Source organism: Paenibacillus piscarius (assembly GCF_022234545.1).
In the GTDB taxonomy this organism is placed as follows: Bacteria; Bacillota; Bacilli; order Paenibacillales; family Paenibacillaceae; genus Paenibacillus_AQ; species Paenibacillus_AQ piscarius.
Map to the genome: position 1 here is coordinate 188,698 of NZ_JAIEUI010000009.1, position 18,951 is coordinate 207,648.

Annotated in this window: 16 protein-coding genes; 14 read left to right on the plus strand and 2 right to left on the minus strand. The window is 54.4% G+C overall.

Annotated features, from left to right (window positions below; all coding sequences use genetic code 11):
- Nucleotides 1-51 precede the first annotated feature (51 nt).
- The 3 genes from K1558_RS16550 (at nt 52) to K1558_RS16560 (ending at nt 5,042) form a co-directional block, all read left to right on the plus strand.
- A complete protein-coding gene (locus K1558_RS16550) occupies nt 52-2,736 on the plus strand; it encodes a discoidin domain-containing protein (RefSeq protein WP_238652719.1) in 2,685 nt (894 codons plus the stop codon).
- Between the two features lie 132 nt (nt 2,737-2,868).
- On the plus strand, nt 2,869-4,347 hold the full coding sequence (locus K1558_RS16555; RefSeq protein ID WP_238652720.1) for a potassium/proton antiporter: 1,479 nt from the start codon (nt 2,869-2,871) through the stop codon (nt 4,345-4,347).
- A gap of 239 nt (nt 4,348-4,586) precedes the next feature.
- The gene (locus tag K1558_RS16560) at nt 4,587-5,042 is read left to right on the plus strand and encodes a Dps family protein (protein ID WP_238652721.1); all 456 of its coding nucleotides are present in this window, start codon (nt 4,587-4,589) and stop codon (nt 5,040-5,042) included.
- 49 nt (nt 5,043-5,091) lie between these two features.
- Here K1558_RS16560 and K1558_RS16565 read toward each other — a convergent pair whose 3' ends face one another.
- Both K1558_RS16565 and K1558_RS16570 read right to left on the minus strand, forming a co-directional pair.
- On the minus strand, nt 5,092-5,796 hold the full coding sequence (locus tag K1558_RS16565) for an AIM24 family protein (RefSeq protein ID WP_238652722.1): 705 nt from the start codon (nt 5,794-5,796) through the stop codon (nt 5,092-5,094).
- A 52-nt stretch (nt 5,797-5,848) separates the two neighbouring features.
- Nucleotides 5,849-6,337 (minus strand): DUF3450 domain-containing protein, encoded by a 489-nt coding sequence (locus tag K1558_RS16570; protein ID WP_238652723.1) that lies wholly within the window; start codon nt 6,335-6,337, stop codon nt 5,849-5,851.
- 190 nt (nt 6,338-6,527) lie between these two features.
- Here K1558_RS16570 and K1558_RS16575 point away from each other — a divergent pair, with 190 nt between their 5' ends.
- The 11 genes from K1558_RS16575 (at nt 6,528) to K1558_RS16625 (ending at nt 18,951) form a co-directional block, all read left to right on the plus strand.
- On the plus strand, nt 6,528-7,214 hold the full coding sequence (locus tag K1558_RS16575) for a M50 family metallopeptidase (RefSeq protein ID WP_238652724.1): 687 nt from the start codon (nt 6,528-6,530) through the stop codon (nt 7,212-7,214).
- A 198-nt stretch (nt 7,215-7,412) separates the two neighbouring features.
- Nucleotides 7,413-8,096: a hypothetical protein gene (locus K1558_RS16580; RefSeq protein WP_238652725.1), complete on the plus strand. Its 684-nt coding sequence runs from the start codon at nt 7,413-7,415 to the stop codon at nt 8,094-8,096.
- 233 nt (nt 8,097-8,329) lie between these two features.
- Complete coding sequence (locus K1558_RS16585) at nt 8,330-9,295, plus strand: helix-turn-helix transcriptional regulator (protein ID WP_238652726.1); 966 nt, start codon at nt 8,330-8,332, stop codon at nt 9,293-9,295.
- Between the two features lie 267 nt (nt 9,296-9,562).
- Nucleotides 9,563-10,549 carry an ABC transporter ATP-binding protein gene (locus K1558_RS16590; protein ID WP_238652727.1) on the plus strand — a complete coding sequence of 329 codons (987 nt, stop codon included), beginning with the start codon at nt 9,563-9,565 and terminating at the stop codon, nt 10,547-10,549.
- Nucleotides 10,546-11,538, plus strand: coding sequence for an ABC transporter ATP-binding protein (locus tag K1558_RS16595; RefSeq protein WP_238652728.1), 993 nt, complete (start codon nt 10,546-10,548; stop codon nt 11,536-11,538). The genes K1558_RS16590 and K1558_RS16595 overlap by 4 nt, the downstream gene beginning before the upstream one ends.
- Before the next feature lie 115 nt (nt 11,539-11,653).
- Nucleotides 11,654-13,324 (plus strand): ABC transporter substrate-binding protein, encoded by a 1,671-nt coding sequence (locus K1558_RS16600; protein ID WP_238652729.1) that lies wholly within the window; start codon nt 11,654-11,656, stop codon nt 13,322-13,324.
- A 25-nt stretch (nt 13,325-13,349) separates the two neighbouring features.
- The gene (locus K1558_RS16605) at nt 13,350-14,354 is read left to right on the plus strand and encodes an ABC transporter permease (protein ID WP_238652730.1); all 1,005 of its coding nucleotides are present in this window, start codon (nt 13,350-13,352) and stop codon (nt 14,352-14,354) included.
- An 11-nt stretch (nt 14,355-14,365) separates the two neighbouring features.
- On the plus strand, nt 14,366-15,259 hold the full coding sequence (nikC, locus tag K1558_RS16610) for a nickel transporter permease (RefSeq protein WP_238652736.1): 894 nt from the start codon (nt 14,366-14,368) through the stop codon (nt 15,257-15,259).
- 259 nt (nt 15,260-15,518) lie between these two features.
- Nucleotides 15,519-15,782 carry a phosphopantetheine-binding protein gene (locus tag K1558_RS16615; RefSeq protein ID WP_238652740.1) on the plus strand — a complete coding sequence of 88 codons (264 nt, stop codon included), beginning with the start codon at nt 15,519-15,521 and terminating at the stop codon, nt 15,780-15,782.
- Complete coding sequence (locus K1558_RS33065; protein WP_238652748.1) at nt 15,779-18,217, plus strand: beta-ketoacyl-[acyl-carrier-protein] synthase family protein; 2,439 nt, start codon at nt 15,779-15,781, stop codon at nt 18,215-18,217. The genes K1558_RS16615 and K1558_RS33065 overlap by 4 nt, the downstream gene beginning before the upstream one ends.
- Entirely contained in the window at nt 18,214-18,951 is a 738-nt protein-coding gene (locus K1558_RS16625; RefSeq protein ID WP_238652752.1) for an SDR family NAD(P)-dependent oxidoreductase, read from the plus strand. The genes K1558_RS33065 and K1558_RS16625 overlap by 4 nt, the downstream gene beginning before the upstream one ends.

The following is an 18,951-nucleotide window of genomic DNA, read 5'->3' on the forward strand; positions in this document are numbered from 1 at the left end:
ACGTAGACCCGGCACAATACAGACACCCCGGAAGAAAGCGAGGACAAGGGAATGAGGACCAGACGCAAGAAGAAGCCAAGGCAACAACTTCATCTATTACTAAAATTCGCAGCACTCATCATTCTTATTCTGTTGTCCGTCTCTGTCTTCGGCAAGGATGGGACGAAGAACGGCGGGACTGAGGTCGACCTGTCCGGATTATCGGCGGCCAAGGATGCCGGGCCGGAAATGCCGGAGAGCACGGTCATCTGGAAGCTGGGCCGCCATGACGGCTCGGCTGCAGAGTTCAGAGCGGCAGGGTCAAGCGGGGTGAAGGAGGCGCTTAGCATGACTTCATCCGCCGCGAAGTCAGGAGAACTTAAGACACTGCCTTCAGGTCTGCACGGGGAGACGAATCCCGAGCTGCGGATTCAGTATGAGCTGGATGAGATTCCGGCGAATGGGGTCTTATTCCGCGTAAGCATCCTGGATGCCTACAAGTCCGTTCCCCAGATGAGCGTGTTCTCGAACCGGCAGCTTTCCGGTATTATCCAGATTGCCGGCATCGCCGGAACGGGCAGCAAATATGACTTCCGCAAAACCTACGAGCTGTACATTCCCAAGGAGCAGCTTGTCAGCGGAGCCAATGAGCTGACCCTGCGAACCGCCCGGGGAATTTATTCGTCCGCCGCAGAGGATAAGTATAACTGGTTCACTTGGGATAACCTCAGTCTGGAGGCGCTGAAATCCCCGATCAAGGAGCCGATTCACGGCAGCTATACGCTGACCGGTACGGTGGTGAACAACAAGCAGTTCTATTTTGACGAGGGTGCCGTGACTCACTTGCCCTATATTATGAAATGGCTCGGTGTAGCTTACAGCGGCAATATTATGCGGGCCAGCTGTGCCAGTGATGTCGGGCGTTCCTGTGAGAAGATGGACGAATATTACAAGGTGCTGAAGGATTACAACATGCAGGCTGTGGCGCTCTATCTGCATACAGGCGATATTAAGCTCAAGCCGGACGGAACGCTGCCGGATGACGCCGAGAAGAAGCTGACGGATTATTTCCGTAAATACAGCCCGTACTTCCAGTACTATGAGGTGGACAATGAGCCGGGGCTGTTCAACCGTTCCAAGGCGGTTAACTTAGCGATTGCGAACTGGCTGAATAGTAAAGGTAAGACGATGGCTCCGCATCTGCAGACCGTTGCGCCCGGATGGGCGTACTGGCCGGGGTACAGCGAGGATTCCTGCGGTAACCAGAAGGGAGCGGTCCGCCAGTGCGGGGACCCGGACGGCTGGGAGCGTGATCCGAAGCAGCGTGATGAGCTGGAGGCGGTGACGGATCTGACCAACGGGCATTCCTATGGTGACTCGTACATTTTCAGCCAGGGGGGGAGCTTCACTGAGAACCTGAAGACCTTCGGGGGCTCGGTAGACGGACTGAGCAAAAGAATGCTTGCCACCGAATTCGGCACCTCTGACTCCCATGTAGATGCCTATCAGTACGGAGCTACAGAGCGGACCTCTGCGGTATTCGACCGGATTATGCGGGCGCATCTCGGATATGCCGATATGTTCGTGCAGCATGCCGCATTCTTCAAGAATTTCAGCCTGTTCAAATACGGCTTCAATCTGGAGGACCATGATCCGGCGACTACGGAGATCTACTATACCAAGGAAGGCGAGGATTCGCGCGTCAGCATTATGCGCCGGCTGGTGCTGGCCTATGCCACACACGGGGCTCCGCTAACCTACCAGATCACCAATAAGGACCAGCTGGCGGATAAGCTGGTTTATGTGCGGGCGGTAGATACGTCCACGCTTGAGCCGCTGGCAGGCACCAAGGCTACCTCGAATAAGGTGCTGGTGAACTTTGTTAACTTTGAGCAGACGGAGCAGACTGTTACGGTCAAAGTGACCATGCCGGAGCAGACGGTATATGAAGGCGAGAGGTTCGGACGCGGGGATACGTATGAAGAGGCCCGCCGGTACGTGAGCGGGCTGAAGGCCTCGCCCGAGCTGGAATTCACCGAAACACTGGCACCGGGAGAGGGCGTGCAGTATATTCTGTCGCCGTCTTCCAAGGTGGCAGACATAGCGCCGCAAGGCCTTAAGGCCGCGGCGGTCAAAGGGCTGTCGATGCACCTGAACTGGCTGGAGGCCCCCGGAGCAAGCTATGAAGTGCTCCGGGCCGACAGCCCGGACGGGGAACTGAAGGTCATTGCCGGAGATGTGAAACAGACGGAATTCACCGACAGCAAGCTTCAGGAAGGCAAGCTCTATACTTACGCTGTAAGGGTTACAGGCTCTAAGCTCATGTCGGAGAAAACCCAGATTACAGCAACCGGACTCGTTCCGCTGGACCGCTCCGTATGGAAGGTAACCTCAAGTGTGAGCAAGGAAGCCTCGAATCCGGCAAGCGCCATTGACGGAGACCGGCGCACACGCTGGGATACGGTCAAGCACCAGGCTTCAGGCGAATACTACCAGATTGATCTGGGCGAGCAGCATACAATAGAAGCAATAGATCTGGATTATTCGTTATCCCCTTATGACTATCCGCGCGGCTATCAGGTCCAGGTATCGGACGATGGCAAGAGCTGGAGGCAGGTGGCATCCGGCAAAGGGCAGCTGGAAAGGACCAAAATTACCTTTTCCCAGGTGAAAACCCGGCATATCCGCATTGTCCAGACCGGTGCGGGAGGCAACTACTGGTCGATCCAGGAGCTGCAGGTGTATTCAAGAGAGTGAAGCAAGGCATAATAACCTCCGTGGTTTTCAGAGCCCACCGGGGTTTTTTTCTGTCCCGTCAATCATAAACTTACTATAAATATAAGGGGCTTAGGCAGATACCCGGCTCCGGGGAAAGGTGTGAACCGGTTCATGACTCATCTTGCAGATCAAATTATTCTGCTGCTGGCGGCTTTGCTGCTGATCTCCGTGTTTTCCACCAAATTCTCCACCCGTTTTGGAATGCCCGCACTGGTTCTGTTTATTGCCGCCGGAATGGTGCTGAGCCACTTCATTTACTTCAATAATGTGGCTTTGACCCAGCTTGCCGGGATTTTTGCACTGGTGGTGATTCTGTTTGAGGGCGGCATGCAGACGAGCATGAAAGACATCCGTCCGGTCATGAAGCCCGCATTGTCACTGGCTACGCTGGGCGTGCTGGTAACTACAGCTGTCATCGGAGTGTTTGCCAAGTTCATATTAGGCGTGCCATGGGCCGAGAGCTTCCTGATCGGGGCGATTGTCGGCTCAACGGATGCGGCGGCGGTATTCTCTGTGCTTGGCGGCAAGAATATTGATAAACGGCTGACCTCGACGCTGGAAGCGGAATCGGGCAGCAATGATCCGATGGCTGTATTCCTTACCGTCTCTCTGATCGAATGGGTGCAGCACCCGGATACGGCGGTATGGAGTCTGGTGCTGTCCTTCTTCTGGGAGATGGGGGTGGGCCTGCTGATCGGGATTGGGGTCGGCAAGCTGGCCGTCTATCTGATCAACCGCATTAATCTGGATTCAACCGGACTGTATCCGGTACTGGCGATCGGCTTTGCCATTCTGACCTACGGGGCTTCGGCGATGATCCACAGCAGCGGTCTGCTGGCTGTCTACGTCATGGGGCTCGTGCTGGGGAATTCCGAGCTGATGTATCACCGCACGATTATGAATTTCAATCACGGCTTCGCCTGGATGATGCAGATTGCCATGTTCATTCTGCTTGGTCTGCTTGTCTTCCCCCAGGAGCTGGCGGCTGTTGCCTGGCAGGGACTGCTGCTGTCTGTCATTCTGATGGTTGTGGCAAGGCCGGCCGGAGTATTCCTCAGCCTGCTGTTTACCCGGTTCTCCCTGCGTGAAAAGACACTGATCTCCTGGGCCGGACTTCGCGGGGCCATCCCCATTGTGCTTGCGACCTATCCGCTGCTGGCCGGACTGCCGCACGGCAGGCTGTTCTTCAATGTGGTCTTCTTCGTCGTCCTGACCTCGGCGGTTATTCAGGGGACGACTATTTCGCCGCTGGCTTTGCGTCTAAGGCTGGTAGGACAGGAGCCCCAGTCCCAGCCGTCGCTGATGGAGCTGGTGGCGCTGGGCAAGACGGATTCGGAATTCAATCATATCGGGATTGAACAGCATATGCCGATCGCCGGAAGACAGATCGCGGAGATCGGCCTGCCGGAGGATATTCTGTTCACAGCCATTATACGCAACAAGAGCATCGTCACACCGCATGGCAGCACGGTCATTGAACCGGGGGATACAGTCTATGTGCTTAGTCCCAAGAGCAAGCGGGAGGAGATGCGGGATATCTTCCGCAGCGGTAAAGGGAGGGCGGCGGAGACGAATATCAGTTCGGTCTAGAGGGCAGTCTACTGAAGGTGTAAGCTTCTCTTCCAGAATGGGGGATAGTTGTCCATCCTGGGTCATTTGCAGAATTGTGATGCAAATAACAGGAGAATCCATAACGGAATGCTAGAATCTGCAATAACACAGGACATCAAGGGATTGCAAATGAGCAGAAAGTATGGTAAATTGTATATAGATTTAGAACGAGTCTAAATACAATAACGCTACTATTCATATCCGGGAGGTTTTGTAGAATGAGTACCCAAGTTAATAGCCACACAGAACTGTATGCTGCCCTGAACCGCCAGACCGCCAACTGGACACTGCTTGGCGTGAAGCTGCACCACTATCACTGGTATGTCAGCGGTCCCCAATTCTTCACGCTGCATGAGAAATTTGAGGAGTTATATAATGAAGCTGCAGGTTACGTCGATGAGCTGGCTGAACGTCTGCTCGCCATTGGCGGCAAACCGGCCTCCACAATGGCCCAGTACCTGGAACTGTCCGGACTGAAGGAAGCTGCCGGCGGAGAGAGTGCGAAGGAAATGGTAGCCCAGCTTGTGAAGGATTATGCTGCCGTAGCCGAAGAGCTTAAGCAGGGCATCTCCCAAGCCGAGGAGCTTGGCGACCAGCCGACTGCCGACCTGCTGATCGGAATCCGTACCAGTGTTGAGAAAACGGCCTGGATGCTGAACGCTTACCTGGGTTAAGACTATATGAAAGAGAGCGCCGCGTAGTGTACGCAGGCGCTCTCTTTGCTTATTTAATGAATACACCTCCGAAGGGCAGGGCTTCGCGCAGAAAACGCTTAATAAGGCCGTCTTCATTATTGTCACGCTCGAAGCGTCTGCTCTGACGTCCGGCCTGGAACAGAACGGGCCCGTGGCCGGTCATCTTCCAGTGATAGCTCATATGCTGGCTGGCGAGATGGTTGCCGTAGACCGTTAGCTCCAGCCGGGCATTCTCTGGATAGGCGATCATGCTGCCGGCATCGACATAGAGCGGCTCGGAGGGATGCAGCTCTGCCTCACAGACGGTGCCCTCGGTCAATATGCCGATGCTGCCGCGGCCGGAGAATTTAACCTTGACGATGTCCCGGGTAATCAGCATATTCTTCATATTCAGCACCCGCGTCTGCATGGTCACTCCCTTGCTGTAGAAGAAGAGGTGACGGAAATCGTAGAGCAGGTCGCTTTTGCCGTCCAGCTGCAGGGTCTTGACCCGGTAGCCGGGCGGCAAGGCAGCCGTGAACCGGCAGGGGCCGCTCATATCCGAGCGGATCAGCTTCCGCTTGCGGTACATGCCCTTCACATCCATGAACCGGTCGGCCCGCCCCGAGGACGGCCCCTGGTACGCTATAATCTGCTGCGGGTGCAGTACATGGACCTCTTCCTGCTCCGCTACGTCGAACGTCACGGCTTGTCCGCTGCCGCTGTCGCCTTCATCCTGAATCTCAACGTTCATGCTTCAGCCTCCCCTCATGCTGTGCAGGTGTCTTAACACTCCTGCCCGGTGATTAACGCAGCCGGTCGCTTTTTCTGGAGCGTGCGCGCATCGTGAAGCGCAGCAGCCGGATCAGCACGAAGTATCCCAGAATCAGCGCCAGCCCGGAGAGGACCGTCACCTTGATCCGGTTCAGATAATTCTCTCTTGCGGCCCGGTCATTCTTCAGTTCATCGACGACCTGGCTGAGCTGACGGTTCTGCTCCTGCAGAGCAGCATTCTGGGACTGGTAGGTCTGCATCTGCTCCAGGCTCTGGCTCAGCTGGTCCTTGGTCTCGCCCAGCTCGTCCTTGGTCTGCTGAAGCTCCTCTGCGGTCTTCCGGTAGCTCTCCTGCAGCTTGCTGACCTCACCGGGAAGCTCGGAGAAGCTCTGGATTCCATTATAGATATCATTGAGATAATTGGCCTTGGCCTTAGGCGTACCTATTATATTAGACAGTGCAAGCAGCAGCAGGACGGAGCCCAGCAGCTTGGCTGTATTGCCTGTTAATTGTCTGTTCACTTACTGATCACCACCTGTTAGAGCGAGTTGTCTTCTTATTTTAACATAGCGGCTGTGCTACAGGCATCATTACCCTCACGGTCTGCACTGAGAACCATAGAGTAATACAGCGCTAAGGGGCGGAAGGTTCCGGGTTATTGAGTGTGCAGGCAAATTAACGTATACTGTGAACGGAAAGGGGCTGTTATTCATGAATAAGTGGCTCAAAACACTGTTGTTCCTGGCAGGCTCGGCCCTGCTGACCCGGTTCATTCCGTTCTCTTCCTTCTTCCGTAATCTCGATACCATGTTCCATGAGTTCGGCCATGCCCTGATGACCCTGCTGCTCTCGGGCAATGTGCTGCGGATTGAGCTGTATTCCGATCACAGCGGTGTTACCTATTCGGCGATTGCCGCCGGAGGCCGGGCGATTCTGGTCTCGCTGGCAGGGTATCCGCTGGCCTCCCTGTTCGCCCTGCTGCTCTTCTATTTATATAGCAGAGACAAGCGGCAGTGGGGACTGATTCTGGCCAGTCTTGTCGCACTGGTGATGCTGGTGCTGTATGTGCGCGGCAGCTTCGGGATGATCTGGCTGAGCGGATTCATACTGCTGAATGCGGCAATGCTGTTCCTCTGGCCGAAGGTCAGCAAATATTATTATTTATTTCTCGCTTTCCTGACTCTGGAAGAGTCTGTCATGGGGACATTGTTCCTAATGTCCGCCTCGGTCGTCACGCCTTCCCGCGCGGGAGATGCCGCGAATCTGGCCAGACTCACGATCCTGCCGGCGTTTATATGGGCGCTGCTGTTCTTCCTGTTCGCCCTGCTGTGCGCGAAGTGGGCTCTGGGGTTCTTCTTCAGGCAGGAGCAGGCAGGCAGAGGGAGCCGGAGAATATAATGGACAATATTTGGACAACATTTTGTTCGTCATAATTTGACAAAAGCTAAGACGTTTATAAAGAGGCAATTACCTTTAGTGGTAGGTTGGCTCTTTTTTTGTCGATATTATAGGACCGAACATATATTCCATGACAAGGAGTTGTCCGCCAATATTGGTACATTAATAGAAGACCCAAAAAAAGAAAGAGGTGGAAATATGCAAGCAAGTATTCAAACTCTGTTTACTTGGAGCCAGGAGCGTATTCTGGCAGGAGGAGCAAAGAAGGTAGTTCTGCTCATTGAGTGGAAAGGGGTAACGCAAGGCGAGGATTTCCGCAAGAGAAGCCGTAAGGTTGCAGCCCGGGATATTGAGCTGCGGGTCTGGCTGGAAGGCCACGTTAAGGCTACCGGATGCTATGGATGCACAGCAGAGGAAGGGGAAGGCCGTTCGCTTCTGCTGAAGCTGGGCAAGATCCATGCCGGGCAGCGCAGGTACATCGCCCTGGAATTCACGATGGCAGCTATGCCTGCAGGCATACATGAGGCGCTCTGGCTGCAATGGCAATACAAGCAGCCTGCCGTGGAGCGCATCCGTGAGCTGCCGCTCAAGAAGCTCGGGATTGAATATTCCCACCACACCGATCTGCTCGGGGCCAAGAGCTGCTTCCACGTAGAGAAGCATCTGGAGCTGCTGCACACCGAAGCGCTGCTGGCGGAGGCCGAGGCGGCACGGATGGGGAACCAGCCGGAGGAGTATTCCGACCGGCTCCGGCGGCAGGCTGACAGACTGCTGCTGATGGCGGCGCGTTCCGCTGACATGCAGCTGCTCAAAGAAGCGGAAGCGCTGTATAAACGGCTTGATGCGGAGAGTCTGCCGCTGGGCAGGACCGCAATGAGATGATTAGACTAGTGCTGCGTAAATATAGTAGCCCCCGGCCATACATAGGACTTGAATCAGGAATCGTATCCGTAGTCACAGATATCAAATGTAGTCATATCTAAATGTGGTAGTATAGTAAAATAGTTCTATTATATTTTCTTAACTCGGTTATTACATCCCCCGTTATAGATATATATAACTAATTTATTTAAAAATAATGGGTCTATTTTACCATAAGTCAAGGAGAACTGAATATGACAGACCGATTAATCCGGCTGATGCGCATCATTACGCTAGTTCAAGCGAAACCGGGAATTCTGGCCCGTGAGCTGGCGGAACGATGCGGTAACAGTGAGAGAACGATTTATCGGGATATGGATGCGCTCAGTGCCATGCATATCCCCATTACCCATCTGGGACACGGTAAGGGATACGCTTTTATTGGAAATTTTGCACTCTACCCCTTGGATTGGTCTGAAGAGGAGCAGGAGGCATTTTCACAGCTGCGCAGGATTATGACGGATATCAAACCTTTACTGCCCCCGGGCTTCGAGGATGCGTATGAGAAGGTAATGGCGGCAGATTATAAGCAAAAGGCAGAAAGGGAAGAAACAATGGAACGTACGAAGAAGGAAGCCGGACAGCTGGGGATGGACAAAAACGGGCTGCATGGAGACCAGCCATTCTTCCTTACCGATATTCTGGATGCCGTGATGAAGCAGAGGAGCATACAGGCCGATTACACTGAGAATGCGTTTGAAGAAAAAGGTATCCGAATTGATCCCTATTGCCTGGTCCCGCTGGAGAATCGTTTTCATCTGATTGGTTACTGTCATCGCTTCGGAATTATCCGTACCTTTCATATCAACGGGTTCTCCAGTGTCAATCCGCTGGACCGCTGGTTCTCCAAAGACCAGTTTGATCTGCAGTCCTTCATGGAGCAGAAATGGTCTCTGGATCAGGACAGCCTGCAGGTGGAATTCAGAGTCCGGTTCTCCCAGCGGATGATGGAACGCCTGAAGCATGAAGAGATGTTCGTGAAGCCGAGCCGGGTGGACCGCCAGAACCGCAGCCTGCATTTCAAGGTCGCCGTGGAGCAGGACATCGGCTTCGTTCATTGGATTATGAAATACAAGGAAGAAGCCGAGATTATGGAGCCGGCCTATTACCGGAATGTGCTGAAGCACCAGCTTGAGAAATGGCTGTCCCTATACAAATAACTTTTATCCTCTCATTAAATATAAAGCTTCTATTTATTGCAATATTCATATGAAACGCATCGGGTTAGTTATTTGTGTAAATTTTCCTTGCCTAGACAGGATATCCATAGTAATGTAATACAATAAATAACATTAATTTGTATATAAAGTTATTTTCATTACAACTTGTGTCAGGTATTGGGGAATCTATCTGACTATTAAAAACATTTGTTGACGAAGCATTTGACCTTTGTTCAATTTGTGACAGAAGAGAGGCGGCGCAGATGCATGCAACCCGTTCTGAAAATTGAGGATTTGCATACCCACTTCTTCACGGAACGCGGCGAGGTTCCGGCCGTGGATGGTGTCGATCTGTACATTAACCCGGGTGAGATTCTGGGGGTGGTAGGGGAATCGGGATGCGGCAAAAGCGTGACCTCCTTGTCGGTTCTGAAGCTGGTTCCAAGCCCCCCGGGACAAATAGTGGGCGGACGTATTCTCCTGAAGGGCCGTGATATCCTTCCTCTGAAGGATAAAGAGATGCGTAAGATCCGCGGTGATTCGGTGGCCATGATCTTCCAGGAGCCGATGACTTCGCTGAATCCTCTCTTTACGGTTGGACAACAGATTATTGAAACGGTACGCCTGCACCGTGGTCTCGCCAGGAAGGAGGCCCGGGCGCACGGGGTGGACATGCTCCGCAAAGTCGGAATTCCCCGGCCGGAAGCCATCATGGATGAATATCCGCACCGGCTCTCGGGTGGGATGCGCCAGCGGGTGATGATTGCCATGGCCGTCTCCTGCAGCCCTGAGCTGCTGATTGCCGATGAGCCGACTACCGCGCTTGATGTAACGATTCAAGCCCAGATCCTGGAGCTGATCCGCCAGCTTAATGAGGAGCAGGGAACCGCAATTATGCTGATTACCCATGACCTTGGTGTGGTTGCAGAGATGTGCCACCGGGTTGCTGTTATGTATGCCGGCAAAGTGGTGGAGGAGGGCAGGGTGCGCGACATTTTCAAGAATCCGCTGCATCCGTATACCCGGGGCCTGATTGAATCGGTCCCCCGGATGAACGAGACCCGCGAACGCCTCTACTCCATTCCGGGCCAGGTGCCCGTCCTCAGCACGGATATGCAGGGCTGCCGCTTCGCGCCGCGATGTGCCGAGGTGATGGAGGTCTGTGCTCAGAGCCTTCCGGCGCTTACGCTGCAGGAGGAACAGCACCATTGCAGATGCTGGCTGCATGCCAAGGAGCAGGAGGATGCGGTATGAGTGAGAGCTTGCTTGAGGTCAAGGGATTGCAGAAATATTATCCGATCAATAAGGGAATGCTGGGCCGGGTCAGGGGCAGTGTGAAGGCTGTGGATGATCTCTCCTTCTCAGTGGGCAGAGGCGAGACCTTCGGACTGGTCGGAGAGAGCGGCTGCGGCAAGTCCACGGCAGGCCGTGCATTACTGCGGCTGACAGAGCCTACAGCGGGCGAGATCTGGTTCGAGGGACAGGATATCATGAAGCTCTCTGCTGAAGGGATGCGCAAGCAGCGGCGCGAGATGCAGATGGTGTTCCAGGATCCGTTCTCTTCTCTGGACCCGCGTTATACGGTGCGGCGTATCCTTGAAGAGCCAATGATTGTCCACGGGATAGGCGATGCCAGGCAGCGCCGGTCAGAGGCAGAGCGGCTGGCGGATGTGATCGGATTGTCCCGTGCGCATCTGCAGCGTTATCCTCACCAGTTCTCCGGCGGGCAACGGCAGCGGATCGGGATTGCCAGAGCCCTGGCGCTTCAGCCGAAGCTGATTATTGCGGATGAGCCGGTCTCGGCACTTGATGTCTCCATTCAATCTCAGGTCATCAACCTGATGCAGGATTTGCAGAAGGAATTCGGATTAACTTACATATTCATTGCGCATGATCTCAGTGTGGTGAAGCATATCTGCGACCGTGTAGCGGTGATGTATCTGGGACGGATTGTTGAGACTGCAGCCAAGTCCGGGCTGTACAGCGGGCCGCAGCATCCGTATACGCAGGCCTTGCTGTCTGCTGTCCCTGAGCCCGATCCCGATATCCGCAAGGAGCGGGTGATTCTGCAGGGCGAAGTGCCGAGCCCTGCGGATGTGCCTGCCGGATGTGCGTTTAACACGCGGTGTCCGCGCGTGATGGAGAGATGCAGAAGTGTCAGGCCGCTGCTTCAGGAGACAGAAGCCGGGCACTGGACCGCCTGCCATCTCTATGATGAAGCCCCGCAGCCGCAGCTGCCTTAATCTCTGTACATCTTAGAGCCATATACAGAAGAGTCTTGGTTTATGGCTGTGCTACCCGCGCAGCTCAATATAAACATTTGTATATTCTGATGGTATAGAAGGGAGCTTTGTGGAGATGAACAAATGGGGTAATCTCGCACTGGTATTCATGCTTGGCGCAGGGCTGGTGCTCGGCGGCTGCGGCAGCGGCAGCAACGATGCAGGCAAGACGGGGAATACCGGAGGCAATCAGGCGGCAACGAACGCTCCGGCGGGCACATCTGAGACTTCTGCGACTGCGCAGGATACGCTTGTGCTGGGGCGCGGAGGCGACTCGGCTTCGCTGGACCCCGCTATTGTAACTGACGGGGAGTCACTTAAGATAGCTCATCAGGTGTTCGATTCGCTGCTGGAATATAAGCCGGGAACCTCCGAAGTCCAGGCTTCACTTGCCGACAGCTGGGAGGTTGCGCCGGACGGGCTGACCTACACCTTCAAGCTGCATCCGGGTGTGAAGTTCCATGAGGGTACAGATTTCAACGCGGCAGCGGTCGTATTCAATTTCCAGCGCTGGAGTGATCCGGCCAGCGAATACAAATTCGAAGGCGACTCCTTCGATTACTATGACTCGATGTTCGGACCTGACGGAGCCCGGGTGATCAAGGAAGTGAAGGCGGTGGACGAGTCCACCGTACAATTCGTGCTGAACCAGCCGCAGGCGCCGTTCCTGCAGAACATCGCCATGACCACCTTCGGGATCGCCAGTCCTGCCGCCATCAAGGAGAAGAAAGAGAATTTCAAGAATGAGCCGGTCGGCACCGGCCCGTTCGTATTCAAAGAGTGGAAGCGCAATGACTCGATCACTCTGGAGAAGAATACCGCCTACTGGAAGGAAGGGCTGCCCAAGCTGAACAAAGTGATTGTGCGCTCGATCCCGGATAATTCGGCCCGCTTCACGGCACTGCAGAACGGGGAGATTGACCTGATGGAGGACTTAAGCCCGGATGACTTATCTGCGCTTGAGAGCAACAGCGGGCTGACCAAGATTGAACGTCCGCCGTTCAATGTGGCTTACCTCGGCTTCAACTTCAAGAAGAAGCCGTTCGACAATGTGAAGGTAAGACAGGCGCTGAGCCATGCCGTGAACAAGCAGGAGATTATAGATGCGTTCTTCGCAGGTCAGGCCCAGCCTGCGGTGAATCCGATGCCGCCTTCACTGTGGGGGTATAACGACAGCGTCAAGGATTATGAATATGACCTGGAGAAGGCCAAAGCGCTGCTGGCTGAAGCCGGTTACCCTGACGTATTGCCGGACCCGGTGACCTTGTATGCCATGCCCGTCTCCCGGCCTTATATGCCTGACGGCAAGAAGGTTGCCGAAGCCATTCAGGCAGAATGGGAGAAGATCGGAGTCAAGACCGTGATCGAGTCCCCGGAATGGGCGACTTATCTCGATGATACCAAGGCCGGAGACAAGGACGATATCTTCATGCTTGGCTGGACGGGCGATAACGGCGACCCGGACAACTTCCTGTATACCTTGCTGGATAAGGATGCGATCCCCGGCAACAACCGTGCCTTTTATGTGAATGAAGAACTGCACACGCTGCTGACTGGTGCCCAGAAGGAGACCGATCAGAGCAAGCGCTCCGAGCTGTACAAGCAGGCACAGGAGATTATCAAAGCTGATGCGCCGTGGATTCCGCTGGTGCATACCACGCCGCTGCTGGCCGGTAAGGCTAATCTGAAGGGCTTCGTTCCCGGCCCCACCGGTACGGAGTATTACAGTGAGGTTTATTTTGAATAAATCCGTCTTTGGAAGGTGAACGGAATTGAACTCATACCTCATTAAACGTGTGATGGTGCTGTTTCCGGTGCTGATCGGCATGACCCTGATTGTCTTCTCCATTATCCATGCCATTCCGGGAGATCCGGCCGAGACGATTCTCGGCCAGAAAGCGACGGAGCAGTCCAAGCAGGCGCTGCGTGACCAGCTCGGGCTCGACAAGCCCTGGCTGCAGCAATATTTTCACTATATGGGCGATTTGGTTCAGGGAGATCTGGGGACCTCTATCCGTACCAAAACGCCGATCGCCACAGAGATCCTGCCATACCTGGCTGCTACGCTGGAGCTGACGGCAGCCAGTATGCTGTTCGCAACCTTCGTTGGCGTCAACGCCGGTATTCTCAGCGCCTGGAAGCAGAACTCCTGGTTCGACTATACCGCCATGATGATTGCGCTCATCGGGGTATCCATGCCGATCTTCTGGCTGGGGCTGATGGAACAGCTGCTCTTCGCGCTGAAGCTGCATTGGCTGCCCTCCATCGGCAGGATGGATCAGCGGGATCCGGTCGAGAGCATTACCAATCTGTACGTGCTGGATTCGATCCTGGGAGGGCGGTGGGACCAGCTATGGACGGTAATCAAGCATCTGATCCTGCCCAGCATTGCACTCGGGACCATTCCCATGGCGATTATTGCCCGGATGACCCGCTCCAGTATGCTTGAGGTGATGAGCTCCGATTATATCCGTACGGCCAAGGCCAAAGGCATGTCTCAATTTCTGGTAGTGTACAAGCATGGGCTGAAGAATGCCTTGATCCCGGTGCTGACCGTGATCGGCCTCCAGACGGGTGCGCTGCTGGGGGGCGCGGTGCTGACGGAGACCATCTTTGCCTGGCCCGGGGTGGGCCGGTATCTCTTTGAAGCGATCAGCTCGCGTGACTACCCTGTCATCCAGACGGGGATTCTGATTATTGCTTTTATCTTTGTGGTCATCAATCTGCTTGTGGATCTGCTGTACGCTGCGGTGGATCCGCGCATCCAATATAAGTGAGGGGAATGGCTATGGGACAGGCAGCAGTGAAGGCAACACCCCCGCAGGCTCCGGCTGAGCTCCCCTCCGGACCTTGGCGTGATGCGTGGAGGGCGTTCCGCAAGAACAAGATGGCTATGGCGGGGCTGGGGATTATTCTGTGCTTCGTGCTGATTGCCCTGCTCGCCCCGTGGATTGCCCCGTATGATTACAAGGCCCAGCAGCTGGTGAACCGCCTGAAGCCGCCGTCTTCAGCGCATTGGTTCGGGACGGATGATCTCGGGAGAGACCTGTTCACCCGGGTAATCTATGGGGCGCGGATCTCACTCTGGGTGGGCTTCTTCTCGGTCATCGGCTCGATTATTGCCGGAACGGCGCTTGGAATACTGGCAGGATTCTACGGGAAGTGGGCGGATATGTTCATTTCGCGCCTGTTTGATATTTTACTGGCCTTTCCAAGCATTCTGCTCGCTATCGCCATCGTGGCCATTCTGGGCCCTTCCTTACAGAATGCGCTCTATGCCATTGCGATCGTTAACATTCCGGCCTACGGACGGCTGGTCCGGGCTAAGGTGCTGAGCCTGAAGTCCGAGGAGTATATTACTGCGGCCAGAGCCATCGGGATGAAGAACGGGCGCATCCTGCTCCGGCATATCCTGCCGAACAGCCTGACGCCGGTCATTGTGCAGGGGACGCTTGGCATCGCCACTGCGATCATTGAGGCCGCTGCCCTGGGATTCCTGGGACTCGGAGCCCAGCCGCCGGACCCCGAGTGGGGCAAGATGCTATCCGACTCCCGGCAATTTATCCAAAAAGCGCCCTGGACCGTCATCTTCCCGGGCCTGTCGATCATGCTGACCGTCCTGGGCTTCAATCTCATGGGCGACGGCCTGCGCGATGTGCTCGACCCGCGGATGAAGAGCTAAAGCTGATGTACCAGAACCAATCCGGCCAAGGGAGGCGGATTGGTTTTTTGGCGTGGGAAGATAATCTTTATCTAAATAAAGTCTTTTTGTTCATATCTACATTATTCGACTAAAATATACAAAAAAAGTAATGGATAAAACCTTGAAATCGGTTTATGATAGATTCATCAGATGGAAGATTAACCCTATTATTTAAAAAAGTGAAAAATATCACTAAGGCTACTAACAATGGATGTTATAGAGAAAGGGAGAATACATAATGAAATTGCAGGAAGAAGTAATTGCTAATCTCCAGACTATTCTAGTAACGAAGCTGCGCCTTCCGATGCAGCCTTCAGAGATTGAGCCTGGGATGGAATTGTTTAACAGCGGGCTGGGCTTGGATTCTGTGGATTCTTTGGAATTAATAGCAGCTATTCACGAGGATTACGGGATTGAGCTGAATGCGGAGCATACCCCGTTCTTCAGAAATTTGAATACATTAAGTGAATATATCACCTCTTCCCTGGCGGCTGCTCTGTGAGAAACGGGAAGCAATGCGTAGTTACCGGGCTCGGGGCCATTTGTGCGAATGGAGCGGATGCAGAGGTATTCTGGAATAACAGCATACAAGGACAGAACGGCATCCAGCTCATTTCGCCTGAGAAGCTGGGTCGCGATATCACGGGGTGGTACGGTGAGGCCGAAGAAGTTATTTCATTAGCCGGAAATGGACGGGAATACCGGAGAATGGACAGGACTTCATTGCTATGCCTGAAGGCTGCTGAAGAAGCAGTGACACACTCCGGCGCGGATTTCAGCAGGATGGACAGACAGCGTATAAGTGTTGTGATGGGAAGCTGTACAGGCGGGCCAAGCAGTGCAGAACGCATGTTGACAAGGCTGCTGGGCGGAAAGAGATTATCCCCATATGATGTACTTAATATTCCTATCCATGCTACAGCCGGGCATATTGCCAGACATTATAGCCTGAGTGGTTCTGTAACCAACATTGCCAACGCTTGTGCGGCAGGAGCTATGAGTATCGCTTATGCCTGTGATCTGATCCGTTACGGTCAGGCCGATCTGGTCATTGCCGGCGGGGCAGACGCCTTTGCCAAGCTCCAGTTCGGCGGCTTCTATGCCCTTAAGGCTCTGGATGCCTCTCCGTGCTCTCCCTTCAGCAGAAGTGAAGGAATCTCGCTCGGCGAAGGAGCCGGTGTTCTGGTTATCGAGTCCAGGGAGCATGCGATCGGCCGCGGCGCCAAGATACTGGCAGAGGTGCTGGGCTACGGCATCACCTCCGATGCCTATCATATCACAGCTCCGCGCCCTGACGGCGAAGGGCAGATTGCCGCCATTCGTCTTGCACTGGAAGAGGCCGGACTTGCCGGCGCAGAGATAGGTTATCTCAATGCGCATGGAACAGGAACACCGCTGAATGATACTGCCGAGCAGAAGGCCCTGGAGGCGGTTTTTGCTCCTGAAGAGATTGCTGTAAGCTCCACCAAATCCATGATCGGACATTGTCTTGGAGCAGCGGGAGCCTTAGAAGCCGTGATTACGATTCAAGCCCTTAAGCATCAGCAGATTCCTCCTACTATTCATTCGGGCGGCAACAAGCAATCCCGGTTTAACTTTGTGCCGGATACTGCGCAGCCTGGAAGCTTTGAATATGCGATGTCGAACTCTTTTGCATTTGGAGGAAATAATGCAAGCCTGATTTTTGCCAAGAATTCTTATAACAACGTAAAAGAGTCATTAAATAAACAAAGAGTCTACATAACAGGAATCGGACTCATCACTTCACAGGGCGGGGATATTGCTGCCTATTGGAAGAATATGAATGACGCGGATACGGAGGAGGCTATGGGCATGGAGGCTACCGGCGCCCTCGTGCCTGACTCCCGCCTTGCTGCTGAAGGCATCTCTCCGGCATACACCCGAAGAATGGACAGGTTATCCAAGCTGCTATTGTTCTCTGGCCTTGGTGCCATTCGGGATTCAGGCCTGGAGATGGATGAACAGCAGTCGCAGGATACCGGACTGATTGTAGGCACTTCGGACGGTCCGGCGGACGAAATCCGCAGCTTCCTGGAGCAATTGCTGGCCAAGGGCGTCCAGGCAGGAAGTCCGATGCTGTTTCCCAATACCGTCTATAATGCCGCCGCCGCCCAGCTGTCGATCAGCCAGCGGATTCAAGGCTGCAACATGACGGTAAGCAATGGCATTGCCTCCGGCCTGGATGCGATATGCGACAGCTTCGAGATGGTCAGAGCGCGGAGACATCAGGTGGTGCTCGCGGCCGGAGTGGACGAGTATTCAGATACGGCACATCTGCTCTATGACACGCTGCAAGCACTTGGCCGGCACGGGGAGGCATCACTGTCCAAGCCATACGGCTTCACCGGCGACGGATTCCTGCTGACGGAGGGTGCAGCAACGCTGGCCCTTGAATCTGAGGATCATGCCATCTCACGTGGAGCTTGCTTATATGCGGAGATCACAGGGTATGGACGCTCTTACCAATTCTGTGCTCCCGGGAAGATTGATCCGGAAGGCACAGCCCTTGATCTTGCCATTCTGCAGGCCATAGCCATGTCGGGCCTGTGTCTGAAAGACATTGATGCGGTCGTTGGCTTCGCGAACGGGGATTCTGCCATCGACAGGATGGAGCTGCGCAGCTACGGACGTGTGTTCGGCAGAAGGGCTGAGGATATACCGGTATATGCCATCAAGAGCCGGTTAGGTGAAGGGCGGGCGGGAATAAGCGCTGTGCAGGTTGCTCATGCCGCTATGCTCTTGCACAGCGGAGAACGTCCTGCACCCCAGAGAGGGAGCCTTCAGCCTTCGGGAACGGACTCTTCCAGGAGCAGTAAGGGATTCAATACCATTCTGGTCACCAGCTTTTCGTTCGGGGGCGGCTTCAGTGCCATCATACTAGAGCAAACCCCGGACCGGAGAGGAGAGCAATCATGAGGCAGGTAGCCGTAGTTACAGGAGGATCAAGAGGGATTGGCAGAGCGTGTGCACTGGGGCTGGCCCGGGCTGGTATGGATGTTGTGGTGAACTACCATGAGAACCAGGAACGGGCGCTTGAGGTTGTAGATACCATACACAGCTATGGAGTCCGGGCGATAGCTGTTCAGGCGGACGTCTCCCGGAGCGGCCAGGTGAAGCGGCTGTTTGAGGAGACGGCCCAGGCTTTTGGGACCATAGATGTGCTGATCAATAATGCAGGGATCTCGGATAGCACACTCGGCATGATGATCAGCGATCAGCAGATGGAGCGGTCGATTGATACGAATCTTAAGGGGTGCATGTATTGCTGTAAACAAGCTGCCCTTCTGATGGTGCGGAATAAGCGGGGGAAAATCATCAACTTATCCTCAGTGAGCGCCTTCAAAGGGTTAACCGGGCAGTCCCTATATAGTGCGACTAAGGGGGCAGTCAATGCTTATACAAAGGTACTCGCCAAGGAGCTGGCGCGCTTTAACATTCAAGTGAACGCTGTAGCTCCGGGGTTTATTGAGACCGATATGGTATCCGCGCTGCCAGCGGCGAAGCAGGAGGAATACCTGAAGCTGATCCCTGCCCGGGCCTTCGGGAAGCCGGAGGATGTCGCCAACCTTGTCTGCTTCCTGAGCAGCGGCAAGGCGGATTATATTACTGGACAAGTCATGCTGGTAGACGGCGGGCTGGAGATCGGATGA